A 26,463-nucleotide genomic window follows, 5' to 3' on the forward strand; every position below is an offset into this window, starting at 1 on the left:
GGCGGGACGAAGCGGGCGAAATGAAATCATGGAACTCCTGCGTGGCTGTCGTTTATCGTGCATTGGTTATGCGGATGGTGCGGCGGCCTTTATGGCACATAAGGCTCTTAAAATGGCAAGAAGCGGCGCGTTTACCACCCCTGTTACGGTTTTTGGCGTCCAATGACGCTGGGCAGCGCGGATAATATCTTCAAGGCCGGGGCTGTTTTGGTTCTTTTGCGGCAAGCCATAGCCAAAGCCGGATAAAAGATCTGTCAGCTCGGTGATCGTTTCGTGGCAGGGGGCGTCCATCGGGTCGGAAAGGCTATGTGCTGCCTCGTCTGCCACATATGGAAACAGGCCGATGCCTTCTTCGGCCAGTCGTGCCCATGGAAAAAGTTCGCCCGGATCGGTTTTGCGCGCGGGCGCTACATCGGAATGTCCCAGAATATGCCAAGGGGCGATAGGATAGCGGGCCAAAAGATCATGCGCCAAGGCGATCAGGCGTTTGATTTGCGGTTCGGGGAAGGGGCGATAGCCAAATTCATGGCCGGGATTGACCAGTTCGATGCCGATGGAGCGGCTGTTGACATCCGGGTCCCCTTCCCAATGGGCAACACCCGCATGCCACGCGCGTCTGTCGTCTTCCACCAGCTTATAAAGGCTGCCGTCTTCATCGATCAGATAATGGGCAGAAACCTGTGCGGCGGGGTCGCAAAGGCGCGCCAATGCCTCTTGGGCTGTGCGCATGCCGGTATAGTGCAAAAGCAGCATATCCGGTGCGCGGTTATCGGCACGGGGACCAAAATTGGGCGATGGGCGGTGGATGATCCCCGGCACTGAAGCCATCATATCTGCCTGGGCCTCTTTTGATACTATGGAGTTTCTTTTCTACGCGTCCGCAAGGGGATGATCAACATCCGGGAAAAGCAGGGCGTGGCACGGCCAAGACTTGGCGGTTATTGATTGCGCTGGGCGCGTACCCGTTCATAGGCCACGGTGATGGCGGCCAGCCGGTCTGTTGCCACCTGAATAAACTCACGGGGCAAGCCCAAAGCCATCAGGTGGTCGGGATGGTTTTCTTTAATCAGACGGCGATAGGTTGCTTTTAGGTCGTCGTCGGAAATAGAGGGGTCAATGCCCAGAACCACATAGGGGCTGGACCGGTCCGGACCGATATGGCGTGCCGCCAGACAATCGAATTTGGCATCGGAAAAGCCAAATATGGTGGCCACCTTTTTAAGGAAATCCAGTTCTGCAGGATGAACGCTGCCATCGGCCTTGGCGATATAGAACAAGGCGTCGATCAGTTCTTCCAAAACAATGGCGCGGTCGGTGAACAGGGCGGCGACCTGCCGGGCATAAACCTCGAAACCGGCTGTGTCGCGCTTGGCCATATCATAAACCCGCGCCACATTTTTCAGTTCATGGGCCGGGACTTTGAAAATAGCCTGAAAGGCCTCGACCTCGTCCTGGGTCACCTGTCCATCGGCTTTTGCCATTTTTGCAGATAAAGCAATCACGCCAATGGTGAAGGTGATTTTTCGTGTGGCCATGTCATCGGGTTCGCTTCCCGTGATACGGCGAAGCAATCCAAAAGCGGCAGAGGTGACAGATTCCCAAATCGACATAGGTTCTCTCTACTCGCCAAGGGCTTAAGATTCCAGAAAAATCCATCAATACTGCGCTGGCAATGATGAGCCAACCGGGAACGCGGTTTTGGGACACGAGCTTGTGATGGCTTGTCCATTGTTTTTGTAAAGATGCACACGATAATCACTTTTTGGCCCATTTTAAACAGGATGAATGATGAGCAGCACAATTATGAACAAGGCAGCGGTGCCTTTGCTTATTCAGCGTATTGCCGTGACACTTTTTATGGGGATCTGGGCGCTGGATAAATTCGTGAACCCCGGTCACACCGCAGGTGTTTTTACCAAATTTTATGGCATCAGCCTGCCGATGGAAATGACATGGGTATTGGGCTTGGTGCAATTGGCTGTCTTGATCGCCTTTTTGGTCGGCTTCATGAAAACCTACAGCTATTTTCTGGTGTTCTTGATGCATGCGGGCAGCACGCTTTCCGCGTGGAAGGTTTATCTCGCTCTTTATGATGGCAATCTGCTGTTCTGGGCGGCCATTCCGGTGCTGGCGGCTTTGTGGCTGCAATTTTCCCTGCGCGATTTCGATAGCATCTCTTTGGATAACAAATTGCGCGCAGGAGCTTTGCCGTCCTGAACGGATCATCTGCCACGCAAAGTGGATAAAGGTCTTGTATGACAGACGCTGTCGCGCGATTTTGTGCGGCGGCGTTTTTTATGGATCGCTTGGCGATGAACACACCGGAAGGGCTCCGCTATGGAACCGGTTGATAGATATTTCGCTTCGACAGCCGCGCCGCCCTATGTGGCGGTGATTTTCACCAGCCTGCGCCATCTGGAGGATGATGCGGAAGGCTATGGGCGGATGGCGGAGGATATGGACCGTTTGGCAGCCGAACAACCGGGCTATCTGGGTATAGAAAGTGCGCGAGACGGGGACGGGTTCGGGATCACTGTCAGTTATTGGCGTGATGAGCTGTCTGCCAAAGCATGGAAAGCCGATGCCCGCCATAAAGTAGCACAGACGCATGGGCAAGAGCATTGGTATCGTGCCTATTATGTGCGTATTGCCACAGTGACGCGGGCTTATGCTAAAGATGTTCCCCATACAGAACATACTGCGTGAGGATGGTCTAGAATGAGAGACATGATGCAGCGATTTTTTCTGGTTTTTACCGCGATTTTGAGCCTTGCGGCCTGTACGCATTTTGAAACCCGCGATGCCATTCTGGTGACCAGTGTTCAGCCCGATTATCCGCAAGAGGCCCGTGCCCAGGGCATCGAAGGGCGTGTGGTATTGGAATATATCATCAATGAAGAGGGTATCCCTGTGGATATCCAGATTGTCGAGGCCACGCCCAAGGGTGTGTTCGAGCTTGCCGCCATCGCCGCTTTGTCCCAATGGCGCTATCAGCCTGCCTTGAAGATGGGGCGTCCCACGCGCAGCCCCGAAGCGGAAGCGGTGCTGAATTTCGAACTGGCGCAATAAGATGACGCAATAAGATAAAGGACGAGGGGATACTCACGCTTGCGGCGGTATCCTCTGTCTTGATTACACGTTAGTCTGTCGGGGAATGGCGCAGCAATGGGAAGGGTGTTTTACCATGACCGAAGCGGCAAAACCCTGGCATCGTTATTACGATCAGTCGTCTGGTCCTTTTCATCCCGAACGCCTGTTGGCCGGCAGCATGGCAGAGCTTATCGAGCGAGCCTGTGCCGAACATGGCGACCAATTGGCTTATAGCTGCTGCCTGCCCAATGGCGCCCATGCAAGCCTGCGATTTTCCGAAATCGAAACCTTGTCTGCGGCGCTTGCGTTTTTTTTACGCGATGATCTGGGGTTGCGGCCCGGCGATGTGGTGGCCATTCAGGCTCCCAATGTTTTGGGCTATCCTGTTGCCGCCTTTGCGGTGATGCGCGCCGGATTGATCCTTACCGGCATCAATCCGCTTTATACCGTGTCGGAAGCCAATTATCAGCTCAAGGATTCCGGCGCCAAAGCGCTTTTCATTCTTGATCTGTTTGGCGATAAACTGGCCCAATCCCTGAAAGATACGGATGTGCGCCATGTGATCCGTTTGTCGGTGGCGGACCAGTTCCCCACATTCAAACGCCTGATGATCCAGATGGTGCTGTGCCATGTGCAAAAGCGTATTCCGCCTATGGCTGTGCCGTCCATTTCTTTGGCAGAGGCGATCAAGCGGGGCCACAAGAAACAGGCAGGGCGTGATGCTGCGGTGCTGACGGCGGACCGCAAGCTGGATGATGTGGCCATCTTCCAATATACCGGTGGCACCACCGGTCGGTCCAAAGGGGCAGAGCTGACCGAGCGCAATCTATTGGCCAATATCACCCAGCAAGATACATTCAACGGAGCGCGTTTGCGGGCCCTTAACGAAGGGCAGGAAACCAGCTTGCTGATCTTGCCGCTTTATCATGTTTATGCCTTGGCCATCGGGGCAATGCACGCCATGCGGTCGGGCACCCATATGGTGCTGGCCCCCAATCCGCGCCCTTTAAGCAATTTACGGTCGGCGTTTGAACAGTTCGAGATCAGCATGTTGCCGGGGATCAACACGCTGTTCAATGAATTGCTGAAGCAGGAATGGTTTACCGAAAATCCGCCGGAGTCCTTGCGCTGGTGTTTTTCCGGCGCGGCTCCTTTGAGCGAGAGCACACGTCAGCGCTGGGAAAGGCTTACCGGTTGCCAGATCTATGAAGGTTATGGCTTGACCGAAGGCACGTGCATCGTTTCTTCCTCTCCCCTTGATGGCAGCGCCAAGCCCGGCACTGTGGGGGTGCCCATTCCGGGAACGGATATCCGCATCGTCGATGATGCAGGCACTATTTTGGCACCGGGGGAAGCGGGGGAAATTCTGGTGCGCGGCCCGCAGGTGATGCGCGGCTATCTTGGCCGCCCCGATGCCACCAAAGAGACGATCCGTGATGGCTGGCTTTATACCGGCGATATTGGGAGTTTGGATGAGGATGGCTTTTTGACCATTCTTGATCGTAAGAAAGATATGCTGATCGTTTCGGGCTTCAATGTTTATCCTTCGGATATCGAAGAGGTGATCCAAAGCCATGACGCTGTTTTGGAAGCCGCCGTGGTGGGCGTTCTGGACGATCGTACGGGGGGAAGCGCCGGTGGCTTATGTTGTGCCGCGTGTGGCGGGGCTTGGGGAAGACGATATCCGCCGCCATTGTGAAGACCATTTGACCAATTACAAACGTCCCCGTCATTATGTGCTGGTTGAGGAGCTTCCCAAATCTCCGGTGGGGAAATTATTGCGCCGCGCGCTGCGTGAAGAGGCAAGACAGCACTTTGGTGTAGATAAAAGGCAGTGAAGATCGGGCGATTTTTGGCGATTGCGCTTGATCCCGTTCTTTCAGCTACCTAATGTTCGCCGCACTTAGGTTTTCTTTGCGGAACGGGATTTAAAACAGGCATGCAGTCGCCGGAACAAGTGAAACTCGCCATCATCGGGTTGGGATATGTGGGATTGCCATTGGCTGTGGCCTTTGGACGCCGCGTCGAAACGGTGGGCTATGATATCAACAAGCACCGGGTTGCGGAGCTGAAAGCCGGGCATGATGCTACTTTGGAGGCAACGGCAGAGGAACTGTCGTCTGCTGCTCTGTTGCGTTTCACCAGTGATCTGGATGATATCCGCGATTGCACGGTGTTTATCGTTACGGTTCCCACGCCGATCGATTCCCATCTCCGTCCGGACCTTACCCCTTTGATCAAGCCAGCGAAAGCATCGGCCAGATCCTGAAACCGGGCGATTTGGTGATTTACGAATCCACCGTTTATCCCGGCGCTACCGAAGAAGTGTGCGTGCCGATATTGGAGCGGGTGTCCGGTCTTGAATATAAAGACGACTTTTTCTGCGGTTATAGCCCCGAGCGCATCAATCCCGGCGATAAGGACCATCGTCTGCATTCGATCGTGAAGGTGACATCGGGCTCCACACCGCAAGCGGCGGACTTTGTGGATGCGCTTTATAAAATGATCATCGAGGCGGGAACCCATCGGGCCAGTTCGATCCGCGTGGCGGAAGCTGCCAAAGTGATCGAGAACACCCAGCGGGATCTCAATATCGCATTGGTGAATGAACTGGCGGTGATTTTCAACAAGCTGGGCATCGATACGCTGGAAGTGTTGGAAGCCGCGGGCACCAAATGGAATTTCTTGCCGTTCAGGCCCGGCCTTGTGGGGGGGCATTGCATCGGCGTTGACCCTTATTATCTCACCTATAAAGCCGAAGAGGTGCGCCACCATCCGGAAGTGATTTTGGCCGGCCGGCGCATCAATGATGGCATGGGGCGTTATATCGCCGGCGAGATTATCAAGAAGATGATCCACCGCAAGGTGCCGGTATCTGGCGCAAAAGTGCTGGTTCTGGGGCTGACCTTCAAGGAAAATTGCCCCGATCTGCGCAATACGCGGGTTGTGGACATCGTGACCGAACTGACCAGCTATGGCGCGGATGTTTCGGTCTATGACCCTTGGGTCGATCGGGATGAAGCCACACGGGAATGTGGTGTTACGCCTTTGAGCGAATTGGGCGATGATTATGATGCTGTGGTGCTGGCCGTGGCCCATCATCAGTTCATCACCATGGGGGCAGATGCCATCCGGGCCTTGGGTCGGCCCGGTGCTGTGCTTTATGATATCAAGTCGGTATTGCCCAGAGATCAGGTGGACGCCCGATTGTAACGGTCTGGCGAAAGAGCAGGGAATAGGCTTTTGAAAATTCTGGTAACCGGTGCCGCTGGCTTTATTGGCAGTCATGTGTCGCTTTATCTTTTGGCGCGTGGCGATGATGTGGTGGGCTTGGATAATCTGAATGATTATTACGACCCAACATTGAAGCAAAAGCGGCTGGATAGGATCGCCGCTTTTTGCGATGGTCGGTTGAATGACGATATTTATCCCGAAATACGCACAGAAAAGCCGGTGGGCCGTTTCACCTTCCGGAAGCTGGATCTGGCGGATCGGGATGGCATGGCAGCCTTGTTTGCGGAGGAAAAGTTCGATCGGGTGGTGCATCTGGCGGCGCAAGCGGGTGTGCGCTATTCCATCGATGATCCCTTTGCCTATGTGGATAGCAATATCACCGGCTTTCTGACGGTGCTGGAAGGGTGCCGCAATCATAAGGTGGAGCATCTGGTCTATGCCTCCACCAGCTCGGTTTATGGATCCAATACCCATATTCCCTTCACGGTTTCGGAACCGGCGGACCATCCTGTCGCTTTTTATGGGGCGACCAAACGCGCCAATGAGTTGATGGCGCATAGCTATTCGCATTTATTTGCTTTGCCCACCACCGGCTTGCGCTTTTTCACGGTCTATGGCCCGTGGGGGCGGCCCGATATGGCGCTGTTTAAATTCACCAAAGCGATTTTGGAAGACCAGCCCATCGATGTGTTCAATTACGGCCATCACAAACGGGATTTCACCTATATCGACGATATCGTCAAAGGCGTGGTGGCTTCATTGGATCATGTGGCCCGGCCCGATCCGGATTGGGATAGTGACAATCCCGCCTCAGATAGCTCTAAAGCGCCGTGGCGGGTGTTCAATATCGGCAATGAACGGCCGGTGGAACTGATGCGCTATATCGGTCTTCTGGAAGAGGCGTTGGGCAAGGAGGCGCAGAAAAATCTGCTGCCTTTGCAGCCCGGAGATGTGCCCGATACCTATGCCGATGTCTCCAGCCTTGTGGCGATCACCGGCTATCGCCCCGATACCCCGGTGGAAGAGGGCGTGAAGCGCTTTGTCGATTGGTATCGCAGCTATTATGGGGCTTGAGTGAGCGGTTAAAAAGACCCACTCTTGTTCCATGACCATTCGCCCCGATGATATGGCTGCCTTCAAGGCGGTTTTGGATGACAAAAGCTGGTCCACCAATGCGGATGAAATCGCGCCGCATCTGGTTGAATGGCGCGACCGCTATCAAGCAGATCGCCGCTCCTGTTAAAGCCCGTTAACACCGAGGCGGTGGCCCGCATTGTGCACGTGGCCAATGATCGTCATGTGCCGCTGGTGGTGCAAGGCGGCAATACCGGTCTTGTGGGGGGGGGCGTGCCCGATGCGGGCGGCGGTGAAGTGTTGCTCTCTTTAAAGCGCATGGCTGCCGTGCGCGATGATGTTTCGGGGGATGGATTTTCGCTTGGCGTTGAAGCGGGGGTAACCCTGCAAGCCGTACAGGAAATGGCCAAAGCCCGTGATCGTCTGTTTCCTTTAAGCCTTGCCTCTGAAGGTACGGCAACCATCGGCGGTGCGATCTCTACCAATGCGGGCGGGGTGCATGTGCTGAAATATGGCACCATGCGAAGCCTGATTTTGGGGCTGGAAGCGGTGCTTCCCACCGGTGAGATTTATCACGGGCTTACGCGCTTCATAAAGACAATACCGGCTATGATCTGAAGTCGCTTTTGTGCGGGGCTGAAGGCACATTGGGGGTGGTCACAGCGGCGACGCTGAAACTATATCCGGCCTTGCACCGCCATGCGGTTGCTTTTGCGGGCCTGAAGGATGTGGCGGATGCTTGGCATTGCTGGCCCATATGCAGATGGCCAGTGGGGACCGGTTGATCGCATTCGAGCTGATCCCGCGGTTCGGGCTGGAACTGGTGAGCTGCCATATGCCCCGGTGCCGGGATCCTATGGAAACGGCCTATCCGTGGTATGTGCTGATGGAATTGGCCTCCAGCAATCAGGCGGAAGAGCTTGACCCGGTTTTGGAACGGGCGCTGGCATCGGCCCATGAAAAGGGCATGGTGCAAGATGCGGTGGTGGCGGCAAGCGAAGAACAGGCGGAAGGGCTGTGGCGGTTGCGTCATTCATTGTCCGAGGCGCAAAAATATGCGGGCGGGTCCATCAAGCACGATCTTTCTTTGCCGCAATCCAGAATTCCCCAATTTATCCAGCAGGTGACAGAGCAGTTGGCGCACCGGGTGCCGGGGATTCGCCCTTGTATTTTCGGGCATTTGGGCGACGGTAATCTGCATGCCAATTTCACCCAGCCCGAAGGGGCAGACAAGGCGGCGTTTCTGGACTGCTGGGCTGACATCAGCCGTATGGTGCATGACCTTACGGTGGAGATGGGCGGTTCGATTTCTGCGGAACATGGCATTGGTCGGATGAAGGTGGGGGATCTTGAGCGTTATAAAGACCCGGCGGCCCTTGCGGCCATGCGCCGGATAAAAACGGCGCTCGATCCCAATAATATTCTCAATCCCGGACGTATTCTGGCCATGCCCGGCCATTGAGCCGCTTGTATCATGGTGCGGGCCAGTGTAGCAAAAGCCTGCGCAACACGTCATCAAGGCAGTGACGGGGCATTTCAAAACAGGAAGGCGAAAAATGGGGGGCGGTTTTTCAATATCCATGCCGTTTGCCATTGCGGCAGGGGGCGCATTGGGGGCGTTGTCGCGCCATTATCTGGCCGGATGGATCATGCGTTTGACCGGGGGCGGTTTTCCCTATGGCACGCTGATGGTCAATATCGCAGGGGCTTTCTTGATGGGGCTTTTGGTGGAAGCCTTGGCGGTGCGCTTTTCGCTAACGCCCGCTTTGCGCGGGTTTTTGGCCGTGGGCTTGTTGGGCGGTTTCACCACCTTTTCCGCCTTTTCCCTTGAGGTGGCCTTGATGATCGAACGCCACCAGCTTGGTGTGGCGGCTTTTTATAGCCTGCTTTCCGTTGGCCTGTCGGTCATTGGATTGTTTGCGGGCCTTTATGCAGGACGGATTTTCGCATGAGCGATGTGCAACATCTCAGTGTCTCTCAAGATGAAGACGGGATTCGTCTGGACCGGTGGTTCAAGCGCCACTATCCGGGCTTGTCTTTCGGGGTTTTGTCACGGCTTTTGCGCACCGGGCAAATCCGGCTGGATGGCAAGCGGGCAAAGCCGGGGGATCGTATCGCCGCCGGTCAGGACATTCGCGTTCCTCCTGTGGGGGCAGACGCAACCCAGCCACCGCGGGGGGCCGGACGCACGCCAAAAGAGGGGCTGAGCGATCAAGACATTGCCGAAGTGCGTTCTTGGGTTCTGTATAAAGACGACCAGGTGATCGCGCTTAATAAGCCAGCGGGATTGGCGACCCAAGGAGGGCCGGGGATCACCCGCCATGTGGATGGTCTGCTAGACGCTTTGCGGTTTGGCAAAAACGATGAACGCCCGCGCCTTGTGCACCGTTTGGACAAGGATACGTCGGGGGTTTTGATGATTGCCCGCACGGTGCGTGCGGCATCGGAATTGGCGGCGGCGTTCAAGGGGCGCGATGCCCATAAGGTTTATTGGGCATTGGTCAAGGGCACGCCCAGCCCACGCGAAGGCAAGATCTTGGCACCCATGGAAAAGCTGCCCGGACCGGGGGGCGAACGTATGGTGGTGACAGAGCGTGGCAAGCCCGCCCGCACGCTTTATGCGGTGATTGAAAATGCCGGGCAAAAGGCCGCTTGGCTGGCGCTGAAGCCCTTGACTGGCCGCACCCATCAATTGCGCCTGCATTGCGCCCATATGGAGCATGTGATTGTGGGAGATGGGAAATATGGCGGTTCGGAAGCGTTTTTGGGCGGTCTTGTGTCACGGAAACTGCATCTGCATGCCCGCCGTTTACGGGTGCCCCATCCCGATGGCGGGGTGGTGGATGTGATCGCCCCGCTTCCCAACCATATGGATGCCACATGGGAAACCTTTGGCTGGGATGCGGAATATGAAGACGATCCGTTTGAAGATGCAGGGTTTCTCTGAAAAACGGCTGTCTTAGGGCGCAGGCCGGTCGCTGAGATAATAATGCTCGATGGGGTTAAGGTCGTCATCAAGCCGGTATAAAAGCGGTGTGCCGGTGGGGATTTCCAGATTTGGGATATCGTCATCGGAAATCTTGTCCAGATATTTGACCAGCGCGCGTAAGGAATTGCCATGCGCCGCCACCAGAACGGTGTTGCCCGCTTTCAAAGCCGGGGCCAGTGTGTCATGCCAATAGGGCAAAAACCGCTCCACCGTATCCTTGAGACTTTCGCTATGTGGTAAAAGGGCCGGGTCGATGGTGCGATAGCGCGGGTCGTTGATCGGCAAACCGGGATCGGTGTCTTCCAAAGCGGGCGGCGGCACATCATAGCTGCGGCGCCAGATATGCACCTGTTCCGCCCCGACCTTATCGGTCATTTCTTTTTTGTTCAGCCCTTGCAGCCCGCCATAATGCCGCTCATTCAAACGCCACGACTTTTCCACCGGCAGCCACAGGCGGTCCAGTTCATCCAGGGCGATATGCAGGGTGCGAATGGCGCGTTTCAGCAGCGATGTGAAGCACAGATCCGGTTCCAGACCGTGCTTGCGGATCAGCTTTCCGGCTTCCATAGCTTCGCTTCGGCCCTTGTCCGACAGGTCCACATCGACCCAGCCTGTGAAGCGGTTTTCCAAATTCCATTGGCTTTGGCCGTGGCGCAGCAAAATCAGATCGGGCATGGCGATGTCCTGTAATTGGGAAGGAGGGGAGGGATGTTTGTGCCCAATAAGGCGTTGCCGCGTCAAGAAAGTCTTGAGCGGTATAACACCATCCGCGCGGTCAGTTTACCAACGCTCGACAAAGGGCCGCAAGTCCATTTCAAATGTCCATGCGGATTTAGGCTGGCGGGCCGTATGGAAAATGGTGTCGGCAATATCATCGGCTTTCAGGAAGAACGTATCGGGCCTGTCGGGCAAAACCTTGCGGGTGCGGGGCAGATCGATCACCCCGTCAATGATAAACAGCGCCACATGAATACCTTTGGGGCTTAAAAACCGCGCCAGAGATTGCGCCACGGAACGTTGGGCGGCCTTGGCCGCGGCAAAGGCGGTGGTTTTCGGCCCGCCCCGCACCGAAGCGGTGGCCCCGCTTATCATAATGGCCCCGCCGCCTTTTTTTATCATGCCGGGGATGACCTGCTGCGCCGCGCACAAAAGGCCCGTGGCATTGATACGAAAGGCGCGGTCCATGTCTTCAACTGTGGTGGCATCCGGCGTGCTCCAGCTTCCGCCGCCCACATTGAAGCACAGCACGTCCACCGCCCCCATGTCGTTGGCGACAGCTTGAAATGCAGAAGCAAGGCTTTCCGGATCGGCTGCATCACATGGATAGGTGCGGGCGTTGTCCACCTGTTTTGCGAACATATCGAGCTTTTCAAGGCTACGCGAAAGCAATGCCACATCATAGCCGCCTTGGGAAAAGCGTTTGGCCAGAGCCAAACCATTTCCGGGGCCAACGCCGATGATCGCACAGACAGGTCGAGCCATAAGCCATCTCCGATTAGAGGATGCGGAATTGGGGCCTTGTGCTATTGCGCCGGGGTTTCCACCATTTGGTCCGCCCGCTTGATTTCGCCGCTTTCAAGACGCGCATGATAGCTTTTGATGTCGCGTTTCAATTCTCCGGCCATCAGGTAAATGCCGATGATATTGGGCACTGCCATCAAGAAAAAGAAACTGTCCATAATATCAAATACTTGCGACACGGTGAATACCCCGCCGGGGATCAATGCCACCACATAAACGACTTTGAACAAGGTGTTGCTCGTGCGTGAGCTACCAAAGACAAAGGCCCAGATCTTGCTGGAATAATAGCCCCAACTGATGATGGTTGAATAGGCAAAGAGCACAACGGCCACCGCCAGAACCATATCGAAGCCATCAATCACGCTGTTAAAGGCCCAGCTTGTCATTTGAATGTCGGTCAGCCCTTCCACCTGCCAAGCACCGGTGACCACGATCACAAGGGCGGTCATGGACGAAATCACCACCGTATCGATGAACGGTTCTAACAGAGCCACCATGCCTTCGGAAACCGGTTCGCGGGTTTTGGCGGCCGCATGGGCGATGGTGGCAGAGCCAAGGCCCGCTTCCGTGGAATAAACGGCACGGCGCATGCCCCATACGAAGGCTCCGATAATGGCGCCGATACCGGCTTCAGGCTTCCATGCTTCGCGTATAATCAACGCCAAAGCATCGGGGATCTGGGCGGCATTGGACAAAATGATAAACAGCGCCGCCCCGATATAAAGCGCGGCCATCAAGGGCACCAGTTTTACCGTTACGCTGGCGATCTTGCTGATGCCGCCAACAATCACTACGGCCACAAGCCCCGCCAAAACAATGCCGAACAGCCAAGGGGCATCAATGCCGGTCACAGCGGAGAACTGGCTGTAGGACTGGTTCACCTGTGCGATTTGTAACAAGGACGGAATGGCGAACAGGGCATAGCTCCAAGCCAGAACGACACCTATTTTTTTCCAGCCGCGCGCCGCCAAACCCCGGCCCAGATAATACATGGGTCCGCCAGAAACCGTGCCGTCTTCATGGTGTTTGCGGTATTTCACGCCCAGCGTACATTCGGCAAATTTCAGCGTCATGGCGAAAAAGCCGATCACCGTCATCCAAAAGGCCGCACCGGGGCCACCCATGGCAATGGCAATGGCAACCCCTGCGATATTGCCCAATCCCACCGTGCCCGAAAGGGCGGTGGATAAGGCTTGAAACTGGGTGACTTCACCGGGCGCATTATCGTCGCGATATTGGCCCTTCAGGATTCGGCCCGCCAATTTGAAAGAGCGCAGATTGATGAAGCCGAAATACACTGTGAGAAACAGCATAGGGGCGGCCATCCAGATCACAATAAGTTCAACAGGCGTCCCAAATAGGCTGATTTTATAGAAAACTGCCCCTGAAAGCCCATCAATCATTTGATCGATAACACTTGCCGACGCCGGGCCAGACACCAATAAAAGCGCTGCAAATACAGCCAATATGGCGGTTTTCCCCAGATTATATGCACGCATCGTGTTCTTATCTTTCTTGAGATTCCTTATGTGAGACAGCTTAGGGGCAGGTTCATTGAACGGCAAGGATATGACGCTTGAAGTTTTGGCTCTCAATCTGCACTGTCTCGTCAGCAAAATAATAAAAGGACCTGACCGTGGCGCACGCGGCCTCTTCCAAATCTCCTCAATTTTCATCCCGCTTTGCTTTCATCTTCGCCGCTGTAGGGGCCGCTGTGGGCCTTGGCAATGTGTGGAAGTTCCCCTATGCCGCCGGCGAAAATGGCGGGGCCGCTTTTGTGGCGGTGTATCTGATCGGGCTGGTGCTGGTGGCCGCCCCGATCTTTGTGGCCGAAGTGGTCATCGGCAGGCGGGGCGCTGCCAGCCCGCCCGAAGCGCTGCGGCGCCAAGCGGTGGAGCATGGCAAGTCCAAAGGCTGGCGTATTCCGGGGCTGTTCGGCTTGTTGGCCGGACTGTTCGTGATGAGCTTTTATTCGGTGATTGCCGGATGGACGCTGGATTATATTTCCTTTGGCGCGCGGGGGATGTTTTCCAGCTTTACAGCAGAAACCGCCAGCCAGCATTTTGATGATCTGAAAGCCTCTGTGCCGCGTTTGTTATTCTGGCAAGGGCTGTTCATTCTGGCCACCTTGGGCATCGTGGCCATGGGCGTGAAGAAAGGCATCGAACGCGCTGTTACGGTGATGACCCCGGCTTTGGGGGTCTTGTTGATCTTGTTGGTGATTTATGCTCTGGCCACGGGGGATGCAGGCCGGGCCATCGAGTATCTGTTCCGTCCCGATTTCTCGAAGCTGACCCCGGATATGGCACTGGCCGCCGTGGGACAGGCTTTTTTCACCCTGTCGGTGGGGATCGGCGGTGTGATGATGTATGGCGCCTATCTGCCCAAGGGTGCGTCCATCTTTCGTGCCTCCGGCATGGTGGTGGCGGCCGATACGGCGGTAGCCTTGCTGGCCGGATTGGCGGTATTCCCCATCGTTTTTGCCAATGGGCTGGATCCTTCAGGCGGGCCGGGATTGGTGTTCGTCACCTTGCCGCTGGCCTTTTCCACCATGCCCGGTGGCGATATTCTGGGGACGCTGTTCTTCTTCTTTTTGTTCATCGCAGCCCTGACATCGGCCATCGCTCTTTATGAGCCTGTGGCCGCGTGGCTGGCGGAGCGCGGGATTAGTCGCATCAAAGGCACGGTGATTGCCGCTTTTGGCAGCTGGCTATTGGGCTTGTTGAACATTTTCAGCTTCAATCTGTGGAAAGATTTTTCGCCCTTGGGCTTTTTACCGGGTCTTGAGGGCATGACATTCTTTGGGTTGATCACCAATGGCTTGGACAAGTTGATCCTGCCCATTGGGGCGCTGATTATTTCATGGTTCGCAGGGCGGCTTTTGGCGCGGAAAGCGGTGATGGCGGAACTGGGGGTCGAGGGCGGATTGCTGTTCCGTTTTTGGATTTTCTCCCTGCGCTGGATTACCCCTGTGGCGGTGGCGATCTTGTTCCTTGTGAATCTGATCTAGGCCGCAAACTTGGCCCCGTCTCACGGTAGTTTGAGCGCCCTTGAAGGGGTATTGATCGGTTCAAAAGTAAAAAGCTGATAGGATAAGCCTATGAAAATCCGGTTGATTATCGCTTCTGCCCTCTGGCTTTTTGCTGTGACGGCTTTCATCGCGCCGCAGATGGTTGCCGCGCAAGATATCCCGCGCGGTTGGAAGACCGAGTGGAAAAAAACGGATTTCACCAAACGTTCGGTGGACCTGTCCGAGATTTTCTCCGGTGGCCCACCCAAAGACGGTATTCCGTCCATTGATCGGCCCACATTTGAAGCGATCAAAGAGGCCGATTGGCTGACAGACCGCTCGCCGGTCATCAGCCTTGAGGTTGCGGGCGAGGCGCGGGCCTATCCCTTGGCCATTCTGACACGCCATGAAATCGTCAATGACCGTATGGGCGATATGCCCATTGCCGTAACATTCTGCCCTCTGTGCAATGCTGCCATCGTGTTTGAGCGGCAGTATAATGGCCGTGAGCTGGAATTTGGCACCACGGGCAAGCTGCGCAATTCGGATCTGGTGATGTATGACCGGCAAACCGAAAGCTGGTGGCAGCAATTCACCGGCACCGCCATTGTCGGGCGGTTGACCGGAGCCGAGTTGGAGCGTTTGCCATCCCGCTTGGAAAGTTTTGCTCGATTCAAAGAACGCTTTCCCCATGGCAAGGTGTTGAAGCGTCCCTATAGCCGCACCGGACTTTATGGGGCCAATCCTTATGAGGGCTATGACAGCCTTGCCCGCCCCTTCTTATATGATGGCAGCCTGCCTAAAGAGATTCCCGCCATGGCCCGTGTGGTGAGCGTAGGAGAGCGGGCCTGGACGCTGGATCTTTTGCGCCGCGAAACGCGCATTGAAACCGTGGACGGGCTGATTCTGGAATGGGTGCCGGGTCAGGCCAGCGCTTTGGATGCCCATGAGATCGACCGGTCACGGGATGTGGGCAATGTCAGCGTGCAGCGCAAAACCGCTGACGGGCTTGTGGATGTGGTGCATGGCGTGGATTTTGCCTTTGCCTTCCATGCCTTTTATCCCGATGCCCGGATCATTCATGACATCGAAGCCCCCTAAGGGCTAGGTGCGGAACGCATCTTCGGGGTCTAGTCCCAGATCCAGTAATAACAGCGGGTCCGGACCGGGCCATAATGCTTGCGACCAATCCAGTTGGTCGCGTGCATTGAACTGGATGCCTTCCGCTTCCAATCTTTGGCGTTGCTCAAAAGCGCTTGATGCGGGCTCACCGTTCCTTTCGCATTCACCACACGGTGCCACGGAATGCCCGTTTTATCCCCGACACCAGCCAAGGCATAGCCCACCATGCGTGCCGTAACACCGGGGACATAGCGTGCAATCTGCCCATAGCTTGCCACCTGCCCCGAAGGATCGCGCAGACCAGCTTGTGGATACGTTCCGTTTTTTGTGTGTTCATGAAAGCCTTGCCATTCTGTCTGTTCAAAGCTGAGTTACCCATAAGCCCCTCATGCCCGCAAGACCTTGACTTCACAGCACCGCTCGCGCACCCATTTGCGGCGCGAAACCTTCTTTTCATTTGCACGGGATTTTGGCTATGGGCGTTCTTGGAATTATCGGCGGCAGCGGGCTTTATGATATGGATAGGCTTTCGGATGTGCGCGCCGTCGATGTGGAGTCGCCTTTTGGAGCGCCGTCCGACAAGATCGTGCGCGGGCGTTTGGGGGATCTGGAACTGGCCTTTTTGCCTCGCCACGGGGTGGGCCATCGGCTTAGCCCCACCGGCATCAATTACCGCGCCAATATCGATTGTCTGAAGCGTCTTGGTGTGACCGATATTTTATCCTTATCGGCGTGCGGATCGCTGCAAGAAGATATGGCACCGGGCGATTTTGTTCTGGTGGACCAATTCATTGATCGCAGCCGCGCCCGGCCTTTGTCCTTTTTTGAAAATGGCCTTGTGGCCCATGTGTCCATGGCAGAACCCACCTGTTCGCGGCTGCGCCAAAAGGTGGCTGTGGCGGCAAAGGCGCTGGGTATCCCCTTGCATGAAAAAGGCACCTATCTGGTGATGGAAGGCCCGCAATTTTCGACACGGGCTGAATCGCATCTTTATCGCCAATGGGGGGCGGATCTGATCGGCATGACCAATATGCCGGAGGCCCGTCTCGCCCGCGAAGCAGAGATCTGTTATCTGACGGTGGGGATGGTCACCGATTATGATTGCTGGCGCGAGGGGGAGGCGCATGTGGATGTGAGCGCTGTGCTGGAAATTCTGGTGAACAATGCCAAGACCGCCCAAAAGCTGGTGGCCGATGCAGCGCCCCTTATTATGGAGGAACGGTCCGAGACCTGTGAAGCAGGCTGTGACCGGGCTTTGGAAATGGCCATTGTTACCCATCCCGACAAGCGCGATGCGGCTTTGATGGATCGGCTGGATGCTGTGGCCGGACGTGTTCTGGGGAGGGCAGCGCAATGACCGGGAAAACGCAAAAAGAACAGCAGACAAATCAAGTGGGCGATCTGGCGAGCCGCTGGGCCACATCCAGGGTACGCACCATCCCCGATTTTCCCAAAAAAGGTATCCAGTTCCGGGACATCACCACGCTTTTGGCCGATGCAAAAGGCTTCCGCAAAGCGGTGGATGAACTGGTGCAGCCCTATGTGGGGGTGTCCATTGACAAGGTCGCGGGGATTGAAGCACGTGGCTTCATTCTGGGCGGGGCCATTGCCCATCAATTGGCCTGTGGCTTTATCCCCATCCGCAAGCCGGGTAAATTGCCCTATCGCACCATTGGTGAAAGCTATCAGCTTGAATATGGCGAAGACCGGTTGGAAATGCATGAAGATGCGGTGCGGTCAGGCGATCTGGTGCTGCTTACCGATGATCTGATTGCCACCGGCGGCACCGCCAAAGCGGCAATCAAGCTGATCCGGCAAGCGGGCGGAACCGTGGTTGCGGCTTGTTTCGCCATTGATCTTCCCGATCTGGGGGGAGCGCAAAAAATCCGCGATATGGGGGTCGAGGTGATGACCCTGTGTGCTTTCGCAGGGGATTGACTATTCGGCCTGGGTGGCGATGGGCTGGATAAGATCCCAGCCATTGCCATAAAGGTCTTTGAAAACCGCAACGCTGCCATAGGCTTCATGGCGCGGTTGTTCGCAAAATTGCACCCCGGCTTTTTTCATGCGGTCATAATCGCGGGTGAAGTTTTCTGTGTGCAGGAAAAAGCCCACGCGCCCGCCGGTTTGATCGCCGATGCGGGCGGTTTGGTCGGCCCCTTCGGCCTTTGCCAATAAAAGACACGCGCCTTGCCCGCCGGGCGGGGCAACGCGCACCCAGCGCTTGCCGCCGCCCAATGGCTGATCTTCCAGCAAAGAAAAACCCAGCGTATCGCAATAAAAAGCGATGGCTTCGTCATAATCGCGGACCAAGAGGCTGATGGCGGCGATCATCGACATGGGCTTTGCTCTTTCGTTATTCCGCCGCTTCTTGTGATTGCGGTGCGGTCCATTTCAGGATCGGTTGGCGGGCGGCGCGGGTTTCATCCAGACGCTTCAATGGTGCGAAATAAGGGGCACCGGTGAAGCGGTCTGTCTCGCCTGCGCGTGCTGCTTTGGCAAGGGCGCGCATGGAAGCGATGAACTGATCCAGCGTATCTTTCGATTCGGTCTCCGTGGGCTCGATCAGCATGGCCCCATGCACCACCAACGGGAAATACATGGTCATGGGATGATAGCCCTCGTCGATCATCGCCTTGGCGAAATCCAGCGTGGAAACGCCGGTGTCTTTCAAGAAGCGGTCATCAAAGAGCGCTTCATGCATGCATGGCCCTTCAAAAGACGGGGTCATGTCGCTGGCCAGCTCATGCAGCAGATAATTGGCGTTCAACACTGCATCTTCGGCCACTTGCCGCAAGCCATCGGCTCCATGGCTCATCATATAGGCAAGGGCGCGTACATACATGCCCATCTGCCCATGGAAGGCCACCAAACGCCCAAAGCTTTTATCGCCCTCGGCGGCTTTATGTTCGCGCAAGAAAAGCCCTTCCTCGCCCTCTTCCACAAAGGGGATCGGCGCATAAGGGGCAAGGGCTTTGGAAAACACCACAGGGCCAGAGCCGGGACCGCCGCCCCCATGGGGGGTGGAAAAGGTTTTATGCAGATTGATGTGCATGGCATCAATGCCCAGATCACCCGGACGCACGCGCCCGACGATGGCATTGAAATTGGCCCCATCGCAATAAAAGAATCCGCCCGCTTCATGCACCGCGTCGGCGATCTCGATAATATCGCGTTCAAACAGGCCGCAGGTATTGGGATTGGTGAGCATGATGCCCGCCACATCAGGACCAAGGGCGGCTTTCAAGGCCGCAAGATCCACCCGGCCATCGTCACTTGCCGGAATGGCCTTCACTTGATAGCCGCAAAAGGCGGCGGTGGCGGGGTTGGTTCCATGGGCGCTTTCCGGCACCAAAATCACTTTGCGGGCATCGCCACGCGCTTCCAAAGCCGAACGAATGGCCATGATGCCGCACAGCTCGCCATGCGCTCCGGCCTTGGGGCTTAGTGCCACACTGGGCATGCCGGTCAATGTGGTCAGCCAATGGGCCAGATCGCGCATTACCGCCAAGGCACCTTGCACGGTGCTTTCCGGTTGTAGGGGATGAATATCGGCAAGACCGGGCAGGCGGGCGACCTTTTCATTGATCCGGGGATTGTGCTTCATGGTGCAGGAACCCAGCGGGAAAAAGCCGCTGTCGATGCCGTAATTCTTTTGGCTCAACCGGGTATAATGGCGCACCGTTTCGGGCTCTGACAATCCGGGAAGGCCCATGCGGTCTTCGCGTTCCAGCCCGCCAAGGGCATGGTCGAAATCCCCCACGTCTTTCAGATCCACCCCGCTATGGCGTGCATCGCCAATCTCGAAAATCAGGGGCTCTACAAGATGCAATCCGCGGTGGCCGCTGGTGGTTTCAAACGGAACGGCATTGTTTGAAGAATTCGGGCCGCTTTGGGTGGGACGTCCGGTACGGTTCATGGACATGATCAAAGCTCCGCTTGCATAATATCGGCCAAGGCATCCGAAAGGGCCGCAATATCCCCGTCGCTCACCGTTTCGGTGGTGGCAAGGATCAAGATATTGGCGAGATCGTCCTATCGGGATACAGCCGCGAGGCGGGAACACCGGCCAGAATTTTGCGCCCGGCCAAGGCTTCGACCACCGGGGCCGCAGGACGGTCAAGGCGCACCGACACTTCATTGAAGAACTGGTTGTTGAGCACCTCTACTCCCTTGATACCGGAAAGCGCCGCCTTCAGGCGTGTGGCCTGCCGGTGATTGAGCAACGCCAATTTGCGCAAGCCCTCTTCGCCAAGCAAGGTCATATGGATGGTAAAGGCCAAAGAGCACAAACCGGAATTGGTGCAGATATTGGAGGTGGCCTTTTCTCGACGGATATGCTGTTCACGGGTGGAAAGGGTCAGCACGAAACCACGTTGGCCGTCTGCATCCACGGTTTCCCCAACCAAGCGCCCCGGCATTTGGCGCACGAACTTTGCACGGGTGGCAAACAGACCCAGATAGGGGCCGCCGAAATTGAGACTGTTGCCGATGGATTGCCCTTCGGCCACCACGATATCGGCTCCCATTTCGCCGGGGGACCGCACAGCGCCCAAAGACACCACTTCTGTCACCACTGCCACCAAAAGCGCGCCTTTTGCATGGGCGGCCTCGGCGATGGGGCCTAGATCATGCAAATGGCCGAACATGTCGGGGGTTTGTACCACCACGCAGGAGGTATTGTCGTCAATGGCGGCGATCAGACGGTCCATATCGCCTTGTGCATCATCGGGGGAGGGGGCGAGGCGCACCACATCTTCATCGCCAAAGCGGGTCATGGTTTGCGCCACATCGCCATAATGGCTGTGCAATCCGCCAGCAAGAATTGCCCGTTTACGGCCCCGTGTGATGCGCCGTGCCATCAAGATCGCTTCGCCGCAAGCGGTGGAGCCATCATAGAGTGAGGCATTGGCCACATCGCAGCCCAAAAGATTGGCCACTTGTGTTTGAAATTCAAACAGATATTGCAGCGTGCCCTGGGCAATTTCCGGCTGATAAGGCGTATAGGCGGTCAGGAATTCGCCCCGTTGAATGAGATGATCCACTGTTGCCGGGACATGGTGGCGATAAGCTCCACAGCCCACGAAAAAGGCATGTTCCGCTGCCGGGACATTTTTCCGGGCATAATCGCGGAACAGGCGGTCCACCTCCATTTCGCTTTTATGCAAAGGCAGGTCCAGCAAGGCATCAAGCCGGGCCGCGGGCGGTACATCGCGGAACAAATCGTCGATGGATTGCACGCCAATGGCCGAAAGCATGGCTCGGCGGTCAGTCTCGTTATGCGGAAGATAGCGCATGGGCGAAGGCCTTTTTGCGGGCGTTACAGCCGGTTATCCCAAATCTTTGACAAAAGCCTCATAGGCATCTTCATCCATCAGATCATCCAGTTCCGACGGGTCGCTCAAGGCGATTTCAAAGAACCATCCGGCGTCCAAAGGGCTTGTGTTCACGGTGGCCGGTTCATCCACCACTGCTGTATTTAACCCGATAATCTCGCCGGAAACCGGGGCATAAAGCTCGCTGGCGGCTTTCACGGATTCCACAACGGCGGCTTCATCGCCTTTGGTCAATGTCGCGCCTTTTTCCGGCAGTTCCACAAACACCACATCGCCCAATTGGGCTTGGGCATAATCGGTGATGCCCACGGTGCCTTTGCCATCTTCCACGCGGATCCATTCATGGTCTTCGCTATATCGGATCATGGTCATTTCAAACGCTCCCTTATCTTGATGATTATCAACGAGTTTTAGGCGATCAGCCTTTTGTTTTGGCGGTTTTTCGCACATAATTCTGTGTAACGAACGGCAAGGCCTGAACGCTGGCGGGGCGAACCTTGCCGCGCACCAAAAGCCCCAGATCGGTGCCGGGGGCCTGAAAAGCGCTGTCTACATAGCCCATGGCCACAGGCCCGCCTAATGTAGGGCCAAAACCGCCGGAGGTCAGCGCGCCGATGGTGCGTGTGCCATCGGCGGTGGTGATGGGGGTGCCTTCGCGGGCAATGGCGCGGTCTTTGGGGCGGATGCCAACGCGCACGCGGTCTGTACCATCGGTGAATTGTTGCAGGATTTTGGCGGCACCGGGGAAATCCGCCCGTTCGCGGCGTGCTTTGGGAACAGCCCATTTAAGAGCCGCTTCCACGGGTGTGGTTGCCGTATCGATATCATGTCCATAAAGGCACAGGCCCGCTTCCAGACGCAGCGAATCGCGTGCGCCAAGACCGATGGGGGCCACATCTTCATAGGCCAGCAAACGCCGGGCGAAGCGTTCTGCATGTTCCGCAGGGATGGAGATTTCAAAACCGTCTTCGCCGGTATAGCCGGAACGGCTGATAATCGTCGGGATACCGTCGATTTCGGTCCATAGCGCTTCCATGAAGGAAAGTGCTGCGCAGTCCGGGGCAATATCGGCCAGAACCGCCGCCGCTTTTGGCCCTTGAAGGGCAAGCAGGGCGCGGTCGTCCAGGCGGTGTAGCTGGGCGCGGCCTTCAAGCTTTTTGGAGATATGGGCAAAATCACTGTCTTTGGGGCCGGCATTCACCACCAGAAACAAGCCGTCTTCGCCATCCTTGCGCCGGGTAACCATCAGATCGTCAAGAATACCGCCTTCGTCATTCAGCAAAAGCGTATAGCGCATGGCACCGGGCTTTAATGTGGCCAATATTCCGGGCACCAGACCTTCAAGGGCCACGGCCACATCGGTGGAGCCTTGAAGGGAGGTCAGATAGGCTTGCCCCATATGGGAAACATCGAACAGCCCGGCTTTTTCGCGGGTGTGCAGATGCTCGGCCATGATGCCGGAGGGATAATGCACTGGCATGTCATAGCCCGCAAAGGGCACCATCTTGCCGCCCAATTCCAGATGCAGGCTATGCAGGGCTGTGGTTTTGTTGGCCGCAGTGATGGGTGCGGTATCAGGCTTAGGGGCATCGGTCATTCTGCGGCTCCGGTCAGGCGCCGTAATGGCGCAAAGGGCTTTGGCCGCGAAATGCGGCACCAACAAGCCCCCTCTGTCACGGAACCTGAGAGATTTCACCAACGCCCAAAAAGCGCCGCCTTATCCCCGTCGGTGAGCAAGGATTTCCCTTGCTGCTTTCCAGAGTGTCCGCCGCCAACGGTCCTTTTGCCTGAGAGTTTCCGGGGCGGTTGCTCCTTCGGCGTCGTGAACGGGGTGATATGGCCCTGTTCAGGCTCTCTCCCGCAGGCGGCCAGTGACGGTTACCCGCCACTAGACAATATGTGTCGTTCCTCTATCCGTCCAAGTGCGTCTCTGTCAACGCAGCAGATTATAGCGCACGTCTTGGGCATCCAGCTGGAAGCCGATCAGAATCTCGTAATCATAACGCCGGGCCTGCTCGATGGTGGGCAGGATCTGGCGGATGGTTTCACGGCTTATGGCCCGTTGTTGATCGGCCTCGAAGTGAAGGCGGGTGTCATAAATATCCTTGGCGACGATTTCCGAATTGTCGCGCACCACCGCCACGAACCAGCGCAGGGAGACATCCCCCGTGGCAGGCAAAGCCGGGCCGCGCATGGCGGCAATGGTGAAGGACACATCGCTCACCACATCGCGGCCTTGATCGCAATCGAGGCTCAGATTGGAGATGCTGGCTTCATAGGCGATATCGGCGGCATTTTTTTCTTCGCCGATAAAGCGGGTATAAGACCCGGTGCCACCCACCACCGCGAGGGCGGGGCAGCGCTGCACTGTCACTTCCAGAGGATTTTTATTGGAGCCGCAGGCGCAAGCGTTGCAAGCGAGCCCAAAACGGCGAGTTTCAGCAATTGGCGCATTCTGGACATCGAGTCTCTTCAATTTGATGTTGGCAAGATCGGCACGGTGCAAAATACCCTTAAGGCCTTGGGCGCGTGATGGCAATCACTGCTGGCATTTGGAGACGCGCTGTTTACCCCTACAGCTTTCACCGCTCATTCAAAATTGAAACGGTTTTTTCCCAAAGATGCTTGCGCTATGCTGATGTTGCGTCCACATGAGGGCGTATCGGCCTTATCGGCACCAAAGGACTGGACCCCCATGAGCAAACCGAGCCTTCATATTCTTCTTGCAGCGCCGCGCGGTTTTTGCGCCGGCGTTGATCGTGCGATCAAAATTGTCGAACTGGCGCTGGAGCGATTCGGTGCTCCGGTTTATGTGCGCCACGAGATTGTGCATAACCGCCATGTGGTGGAAGAACTGGAAGGCAAAGGCGCTGTTTTTGTCGAGGAACTGGATGAAGTGCCGATGATGTGCCGGTGGTGTTTTCCGCCCATGGGGTTCCCAAGAATATCCCTGCCGAAGCAGATCGCCGTAAATTGATGTATGTGGATGCCACATGCCCGTTGGTGTCGAAAGTGCATCGGGAAGTGGAGCATCACGACCGCACGGGCTATCATATTCTGATGATTGGCCATGCGGGCCATCCGGAAGTGATTGGCACCATGGGGCAGGTGGCAGACGGGGCCATCACCTTGATCGAATCGGAAGAAGATGCCGAAACGGTCCAGCCCAAAGATCCCGCGAATCTTGCCTATGTCACCCAGACCACATTGTCGGTGGATGATACCGCAGGCATTGTTGAAATATTGACCCGCCGCTTCCCGGATATTCATGGGCCGCGCAAGGAAGATATTTGCTATGCCACCACCAACCGTCAGGAATCGGTGAAGGCCATTGCCGAACGCTGTGACCGGTTGTTGGTGATCGGTGCGCCCAATTCCTCGAATTCCCGCCGTTTGGTGGAAGTCTCGGAAAAGCAGGGTGTGCCGTCGCGTCTGGTGCAAAAAGCCGCAGAGATTGATTGGGAATGGTTGAAGGGCGTGACCACCATTGGTATCACCGCCGGAGCCTCGGCACCGGAAGTGCTGGTGCAGGAGGTTATTTCCGCCTTGTCCGAACATTATGATGTTCAGTTGGAAGAGGTGGAAACCGCACGGGAAGCAGTCACCTTCAAAATACCGGCTGCCCTGCGCGATAGCGCCGCCTGAACAATCGTTTAAAGGTGAGTGTGTCTGGAAAACATCGCGTCGAGATTTATACCGACGGGGCGTGTTCGGGGAATCCCGGCCCCGGTGGCTGGGGCGTTTTGCTACGCTGGAACGGCCATGAGAAAACCCTGAAGGGCGGCGAGGCAGAGACCACCAATAACCGTATGGAACTGACAGCCGCTATCAAGCGCTCGAGGCTTTGAAGCGCCCTGCCGAGGTGGATCTTTATACGGACAGCACCTATGTGCGTTCAGGCATTACCCAGTGGATTCACAACTGGAAAGCACGTGATTGGCGCACGTCCTCCAAAAAGCCGGTGAAAAATGTCGATTTGTGGCAGGCTCTGGATCAGGCGCTGGCCCGTCATCAGGTGTCCTGGCATTGGGTCAAGGGCCATGCCGGCCATGAAGGTAATGAAGCGGCCGACCAATTGGCCAATGAGGGGATGGCCCCTTATAAATCATAAGAGGAGCGTTTATGGCCCTTCCCGATAAGGACACTCTCGCTTCAATGATGGGGTTGGTGCCGCAATTATCGGCGCTTGGCATCGAGCTTTGCGAGATGGATAAGGCCCGCGCGAAAATGCGCCTGCCTTGGGCGGACCGCCTTGTGGCTTATGCGGATAGCGGGGTAATGGCGGGCGGCGCGGTGTTTACGCTGCTCGATTCGGTGCTGGGGACAGCCGTATTTTCTGCTTTGCCATCCTTGGTGCCGGTGGCAACCCTTGATTTGCGGGTGGATTATTTGAAACCGGCAACGCCAGGTCGGGATCTTTTTGCCAGCGCCCATTGCTATAAGCTGACGCGGCAGGTGGCGTTTGTGCGCGGCGTGGCTTTTCACGATACCGAAGACAGTCCCATCGCCCATGCCACGGCCAGCTTCATTCTGAACCGCCCGTCAAGCCAAGAGGCTTCTTCCGAACAAGAGGCCGCTGAAAAAGATAGCATGAAAAAGGATCAGGCATGACTCCGGAGGTCTTTGCCGCTTTGAAAGAAAAGAGCGCCCAGGAAGTGTCTTTGGCGGCCATTCCCTATGCTGGGTTTATGGGCATGTTTTTGCAAAGAAACGTCGACGATATGCTGGTGCATTTGAAATATGACATCAAGCATATCGGTGCGCCGGGGCGCTATCATGGCGGCGTTGTGGGGGCAACTTTGGAATTTGCCGCCATGGCGCAGGTGATGTGGGCGGCTTATCTCAAGGGAGAGCCTGTGGCGCGGGACAGCTTGCCCAAACCGGTGACGGTCACCGTGGATTTCCTGCGCAGTGCGGGGCTTTGTGATCTTTATGCCAGTGCCCTTATCGTGCGGCAGGGTCGGCGGATTGCCTCCGTGCGGGCAAGCGCGTGGCAAGAAGATCGCCAAAAGCCTGTGGCCGAAGCGCAGATGCATTTTCTTGTCTCATAAGGCTGACACACCCTTTTCGAGCAGGGCATATCAGCC

General features: G+C 56.3%; 28 protein-coding genes, 4 pseudogenes and 2 riboswitches. Of the genes and pseudogenes, 20 read left to right on the forward strand and 12 right to left on the reverse strand.

All coding sequences use genetic code 11. The annotated features are described in order from the left end of the window. Positions 1–66: 66 nt before the first annotated feature. Complete coding sequence (locus JCM17844_RS04235) at positions 67–831, reverse strand: N-acetylmuramoyl-L-alanine amidase (protein WP_149999812.1); 765 nt, start codon at positions 829–831, stop codon at positions 67–69. Positions 832–938: 107 nt separating this feature from the next. Next, positions 939–1,610, reverse strand: a complete 672-nt coding sequence (locus JCM17844_RS04240) for a J domain-containing protein (protein ID WP_149999813.1) — start codon at positions 1,608–1,610, stop codon at positions 939–941. 178 nt (positions 1,611–1,788) lie between these two features. Here JCM17844_RS04240 and JCM17844_RS04245 point away from each other — a divergent pair, with 178 nt between their 5' ends. The 12 genes and pseudogenes from JCM17844_RS04245 to JCM17844_RS04290 all read left to right on the forward strand — a co-directional run bounded on the left by JCM17844_RS04245 (position 1,789) and on the right by JCM17844_RS04290 (position 10,345). Next, positions 1,789–2,217, forward strand: a complete 429-nt coding sequence (locus tag JCM17844_RS04245) for a hypothetical protein (protein ID WP_149999814.1) — start codon at positions 1,789–1,791, stop codon at positions 2,215–2,217. Between the two features lie 120 nt (positions 2,218–2,337). Next, positions 2,338–2,706, forward strand: coding sequence for an antibiotic biosynthesis monooxygenase family protein (locus JCM17844_RS04250; protein ID WP_149999815.1), 369 nt, complete (start codon positions 2,338–2,340; stop codon positions 2,704–2,706). Between the two features lie 21 nt (positions 2,707–2,727). Beyond that, positions 2,728–3,069 (forward strand): energy transducer TonB, encoded by a 342-nt coding sequence (locus JCM17844_RS04255; RefSeq protein WP_210431334.1) that lies wholly within the window; start codon positions 2,728–2,730, stop codon positions 3,067–3,069. A gap of 115 nt (positions 3,070–3,184) precedes the next feature. After that, entirely contained in the window at positions 3,185–4,789 is a 1,605-nt protein-coding gene (locus JCM17844_RS04260) for an AMP-binding protein (protein ID WP_210431335.1), read from the forward strand. After that, positions 4,749–4,928, forward strand: coding sequence for an AMP-binding enzyme (locus tag JCM17844_RS17135; RefSeq protein ID WP_371864740.1), 180 nt, complete (start codon positions 4,749–4,751; stop codon positions 4,926–4,928). Before JCM17844_RS04260 ends, JCM17844_RS17135 begins: the two co-directional genes overlap by 41 nt. Positions 4,929–5,029: 101 nt before the next feature. Further along, a pseudogene (tviB, locus tag JCM17844_RS04270) lies at positions 5,030–6,303 on the forward strand (Vi polysaccharide biosynthesis UDP-N-acetylglucosamine C-6 dehydrogenase TviB). Between the two features lie 30 nt (positions 6,304–6,333). Continuing rightward, positions 6,334–7,398 carry an NAD-dependent epimerase gene (locus JCM17844_RS04275; protein WP_149999819.1) on the forward strand — a complete coding sequence of 355 codons (1,065 nt, stop codon included), beginning with the start codon at positions 6,334–6,336 and terminating at the stop codon, positions 7,396–7,398. Between the two features lie 31 nt (positions 7,399–7,429). Next, entirely contained in the window at positions 7,430–7,567 is a 138-nt protein-coding gene (locus JCM17844_RS14365; protein ID WP_210431337.1) for a hypothetical protein, read from the forward strand. Positions 7,568–7,599: 32 nt separating this feature from the next. Next, the gene (locus tag JCM17844_RS14370) at positions 7,600–8,016 is read left to right on the forward strand and encodes an FAD-binding oxidoreductase (protein ID WP_210431338.1); all 417 of its coding nucleotides are present in this window, start codon (positions 7,600–7,602) and stop codon (positions 8,014–8,016) included. Positions 8,017–8,137: 121 nt separating this feature from the next. After that, a complete protein-coding gene (locus JCM17844_RS14375) occupies positions 8,138–8,860 on the forward strand; it encodes an FAD-binding oxidoreductase (protein ID WP_210431339.1) in 723 nt (240 codons plus the stop codon). A 94-nt stretch (positions 8,861–8,954) separates the two neighbouring features. Further along, positions 8,955–9,350 carry a fluoride efflux transporter CrcB gene (crcB, locus tag JCM17844_RS04285; RefSeq protein WP_149999820.1) on the forward strand — a complete coding sequence of 132 codons (396 nt, stop codon included), beginning with the start codon at positions 8,955–8,957 and terminating at the stop codon, positions 9,348–9,350. Further along, entirely contained in the window at positions 9,347–10,345 is a 999-nt protein-coding gene (locus JCM17844_RS04290) for an RluA family pseudouridine synthase (RefSeq protein ID WP_149999821.1), read from the forward strand. The genes crcB and JCM17844_RS04290 overlap by 4 nt, the downstream gene beginning before the upstream one ends. Before the next feature lie 12 nt (positions 10,346–10,357). Here the strand turns inward: JCM17844_RS04290 and gpmA are convergent, their stop codons facing one another. From gpmA to JCM17844_RS04305, 3 genes are all read right to left on the reverse strand, one after another. Next, positions 10,358–11,062 (reverse strand): 2,3-diphosphoglycerate-dependent phosphoglycerate mutase, encoded by a 705-nt coding sequence (gene gpmA, locus JCM17844_RS04295; RefSeq protein ID WP_149999822.1) that lies wholly within the window; start codon positions 11,060–11,062, stop codon positions 10,358–10,360. A gap of 105 nt (positions 11,063–11,167) precedes the next feature. Continuing rightward, entirely contained in the window at positions 11,168–11,869 is a 702-nt protein-coding gene (locus JCM17844_RS04300) for an SDR family NAD(P)-dependent oxidoreductase (RefSeq protein ID WP_149999823.1), read from the reverse strand. Between the two features lie 41 nt (positions 11,870–11,910). Then, a complete protein-coding gene (locus JCM17844_RS04305) occupies positions 11,911–13,407 on the reverse strand; it encodes an alanine/glycine:cation symporter family protein (RefSeq protein WP_149999824.1) in 1,497 nt (498 codons plus the stop codon). Positions 13,408–13,544: 137 nt separating this feature from the next. Between JCM17844_RS04305 and JCM17844_RS04310 the strand changes: the two genes are divergently transcribed. Both JCM17844_RS04310 and JCM17844_RS04315 read left to right on the forward strand, forming a co-directional pair. Then, entirely contained in the window at positions 13,545–14,918 is a 1,374-nt protein-coding gene (locus tag JCM17844_RS04310) for a sodium-dependent transporter (protein WP_210431340.1), read from the forward strand. A 90-nt stretch (positions 14,919–15,008) separates the two neighbouring features. Next, positions 15,009–16,019: a DUF3179 domain-containing protein gene (locus JCM17844_RS04315; protein WP_149999826.1), complete on the forward strand. Its 1,011-nt coding sequence runs from the start codon at positions 15,009–15,011 to the stop codon at positions 16,017–16,019. A gap of 29 nt (positions 16,020–16,048) precedes the next feature. On the opposite strand, the gene JCM17844_RS04320 is transcribed toward JCM17844_RS04315, so the two are convergent. Beyond that, on the reverse strand, positions 16,049–16,318 hold the full coding sequence (locus tag JCM17844_RS04320; RefSeq protein ID WP_210431341.1) for an MGMT family protein: 270 nt from the start codon (positions 16,316–16,318) through the stop codon (positions 16,049–16,051). Positions 16,319–16,515: 197 nt separating this feature from the next. Between JCM17844_RS04320 and JCM17844_RS04325 the strand changes: the two genes are divergently transcribed. Continuing rightward, positions 16,516–17,397: an S-methyl-5'-thioadenosine phosphorylase gene (locus tag JCM17844_RS04325; protein WP_149999827.1), complete on the forward strand. Its 882-nt coding sequence runs from the start codon at positions 16,516–16,518 to the stop codon at positions 17,395–17,397. Beyond that, positions 17,394–17,978 carry an adenine phosphoribosyltransferase gene (locus JCM17844_RS04330; RefSeq protein ID WP_149999828.1) on the forward strand — a complete coding sequence of 195 codons (585 nt, stop codon included), beginning with the start codon at positions 17,394–17,396 and terminating at the stop codon, positions 17,976–17,978. Before JCM17844_RS04325 ends, JCM17844_RS04330 begins: the two co-directional genes overlap by 4 nt. Here JCM17844_RS04330 and JCM17844_RS04335 read toward each other — a convergent pair whose 3' ends face one another. The 6 genes and pseudogenes from JCM17844_RS04335 to JCM17844_RS04360 all read right to left on the reverse strand — a co-directional run bounded on the left by JCM17844_RS04335 (position 17,979) and on the right by JCM17844_RS04360 (position 23,744). Further along, the gene (locus tag JCM17844_RS04335) at positions 17,979–18,380 is read right to left on the reverse strand and encodes a VOC family protein (protein ID WP_149999829.1); all 402 of its coding nucleotides are present in this window, start codon (positions 18,378–18,380) and stop codon (positions 17,979–17,981) included. Positions 18,381–18,396: 16 nt separating this feature from the next. Continuing rightward, positions 18,397–19,965 carry an aminomethyl-transferring glycine dehydrogenase subunit GcvPB gene (gene gcvPB, locus JCM17844_RS04340; protein ID WP_149999830.1) on the reverse strand — a complete coding sequence of 523 codons (1,569 nt, stop codon included), beginning with the start codon at positions 19,963–19,965 and terminating at the stop codon, positions 18,397–18,399. Positions 19,966–19,967: 2 nt separating this feature from the next. Next, positions 19,968–21,337 (reverse strand): annotated as a pseudogene (gene gcvPA / locus JCM17844_RS04345) (aminomethyl-transferring glycine dehydrogenase subunit GcvPA). 33 nt (positions 21,338–21,370) lie between these two features. Continuing rightward, a complete protein-coding gene (gene gcvH, locus JCM17844_RS04350) occupies positions 21,371–21,748 on the reverse strand; it encodes a glycine cleavage system protein GcvH (protein WP_149999831.1) in 378 nt (125 codons plus the stop codon). A gap of 46 nt (positions 21,749–21,794) precedes the next feature. Beyond that, the gene (gene gcvT / locus JCM17844_RS04355) at positions 21,795–22,973 is read right to left on the reverse strand and encodes a glycine cleavage system aminomethyltransferase GcvT (protein ID WP_149999832.1); all 1,179 of its coding nucleotides are present in this window, start codon (positions 22,971–22,973) and stop codon (positions 21,795–21,797) included. 69 nt (positions 22,974–23,042) lie between these two features. Continuing rightward, a riboswitch (glycine riboswitch) is annotated at positions 23,043–23,140 on the reverse strand. Position 23,141: 1 nt separating this feature from the next. After that, a riboswitch (glycine riboswitch) is annotated at positions 23,142–23,247 on the reverse strand. Positions 23,248–23,309: 62 nt separating this feature from the next. Next, positions 23,310–23,744: a hypothetical protein gene (locus JCM17844_RS04360; RefSeq protein ID WP_149999833.1), complete on the reverse strand. Its 435-nt coding sequence runs from the start codon at positions 23,742–23,744 to the stop codon at positions 23,310–23,312. 327 nt (positions 23,745–24,071) lie between these two features. On the opposite strand from JCM17844_RS04360, the pseudogene ispH reads away from it, so the two are divergent. The 4 genes and pseudogenes from ispH to JCM17844_RS04380 all read left to right on the forward strand — a co-directional run bounded on the left by ispH (position 24,072) and on the right by JCM17844_RS04380 (position 26,427). Further along, a pseudogene (gene ispH / locus JCM17844_RS04365) lies at positions 24,072–25,021 on the forward strand (4-hydroxy-3-methylbut-2-enyl diphosphate reductase). A gap of 20 nt (positions 25,022–25,041) precedes the next feature. Further along, positions 25,042–25,487: pseudogene (rnhA, locus tag JCM17844_RS15830) on the forward strand (ribonuclease HI). A gap of 11 nt (positions 25,488–25,498) precedes the next feature. Further along, positions 25,499–25,987, forward strand: a complete 489-nt coding sequence (locus JCM17844_RS04375; RefSeq protein WP_149999834.1) for a PaaI family thioesterase — start codon at positions 25,499–25,501, stop codon at positions 25,985–25,987. Next, a complete protein-coding gene (locus JCM17844_RS04380; protein WP_149999835.1) occupies positions 25,984–26,427 on the forward strand; it encodes a PaaI family thioesterase in 444 nt (147 codons plus the stop codon). Before JCM17844_RS04375 ends, JCM17844_RS04380 begins: the two co-directional genes overlap by 4 nt. Positions 26,428–26,463: the final 36 nt, after the last annotated feature.

Source organism: Iodidimonas gelatinilytica, assembly GCF_008579125.1.
Taxonomy (GTDB): Bacteria; Pseudomonadota; Alphaproteobacteria; order Sphingomonadales; family Rhodothalassiaceae; genus Iodidimonas; species Iodidimonas muriae.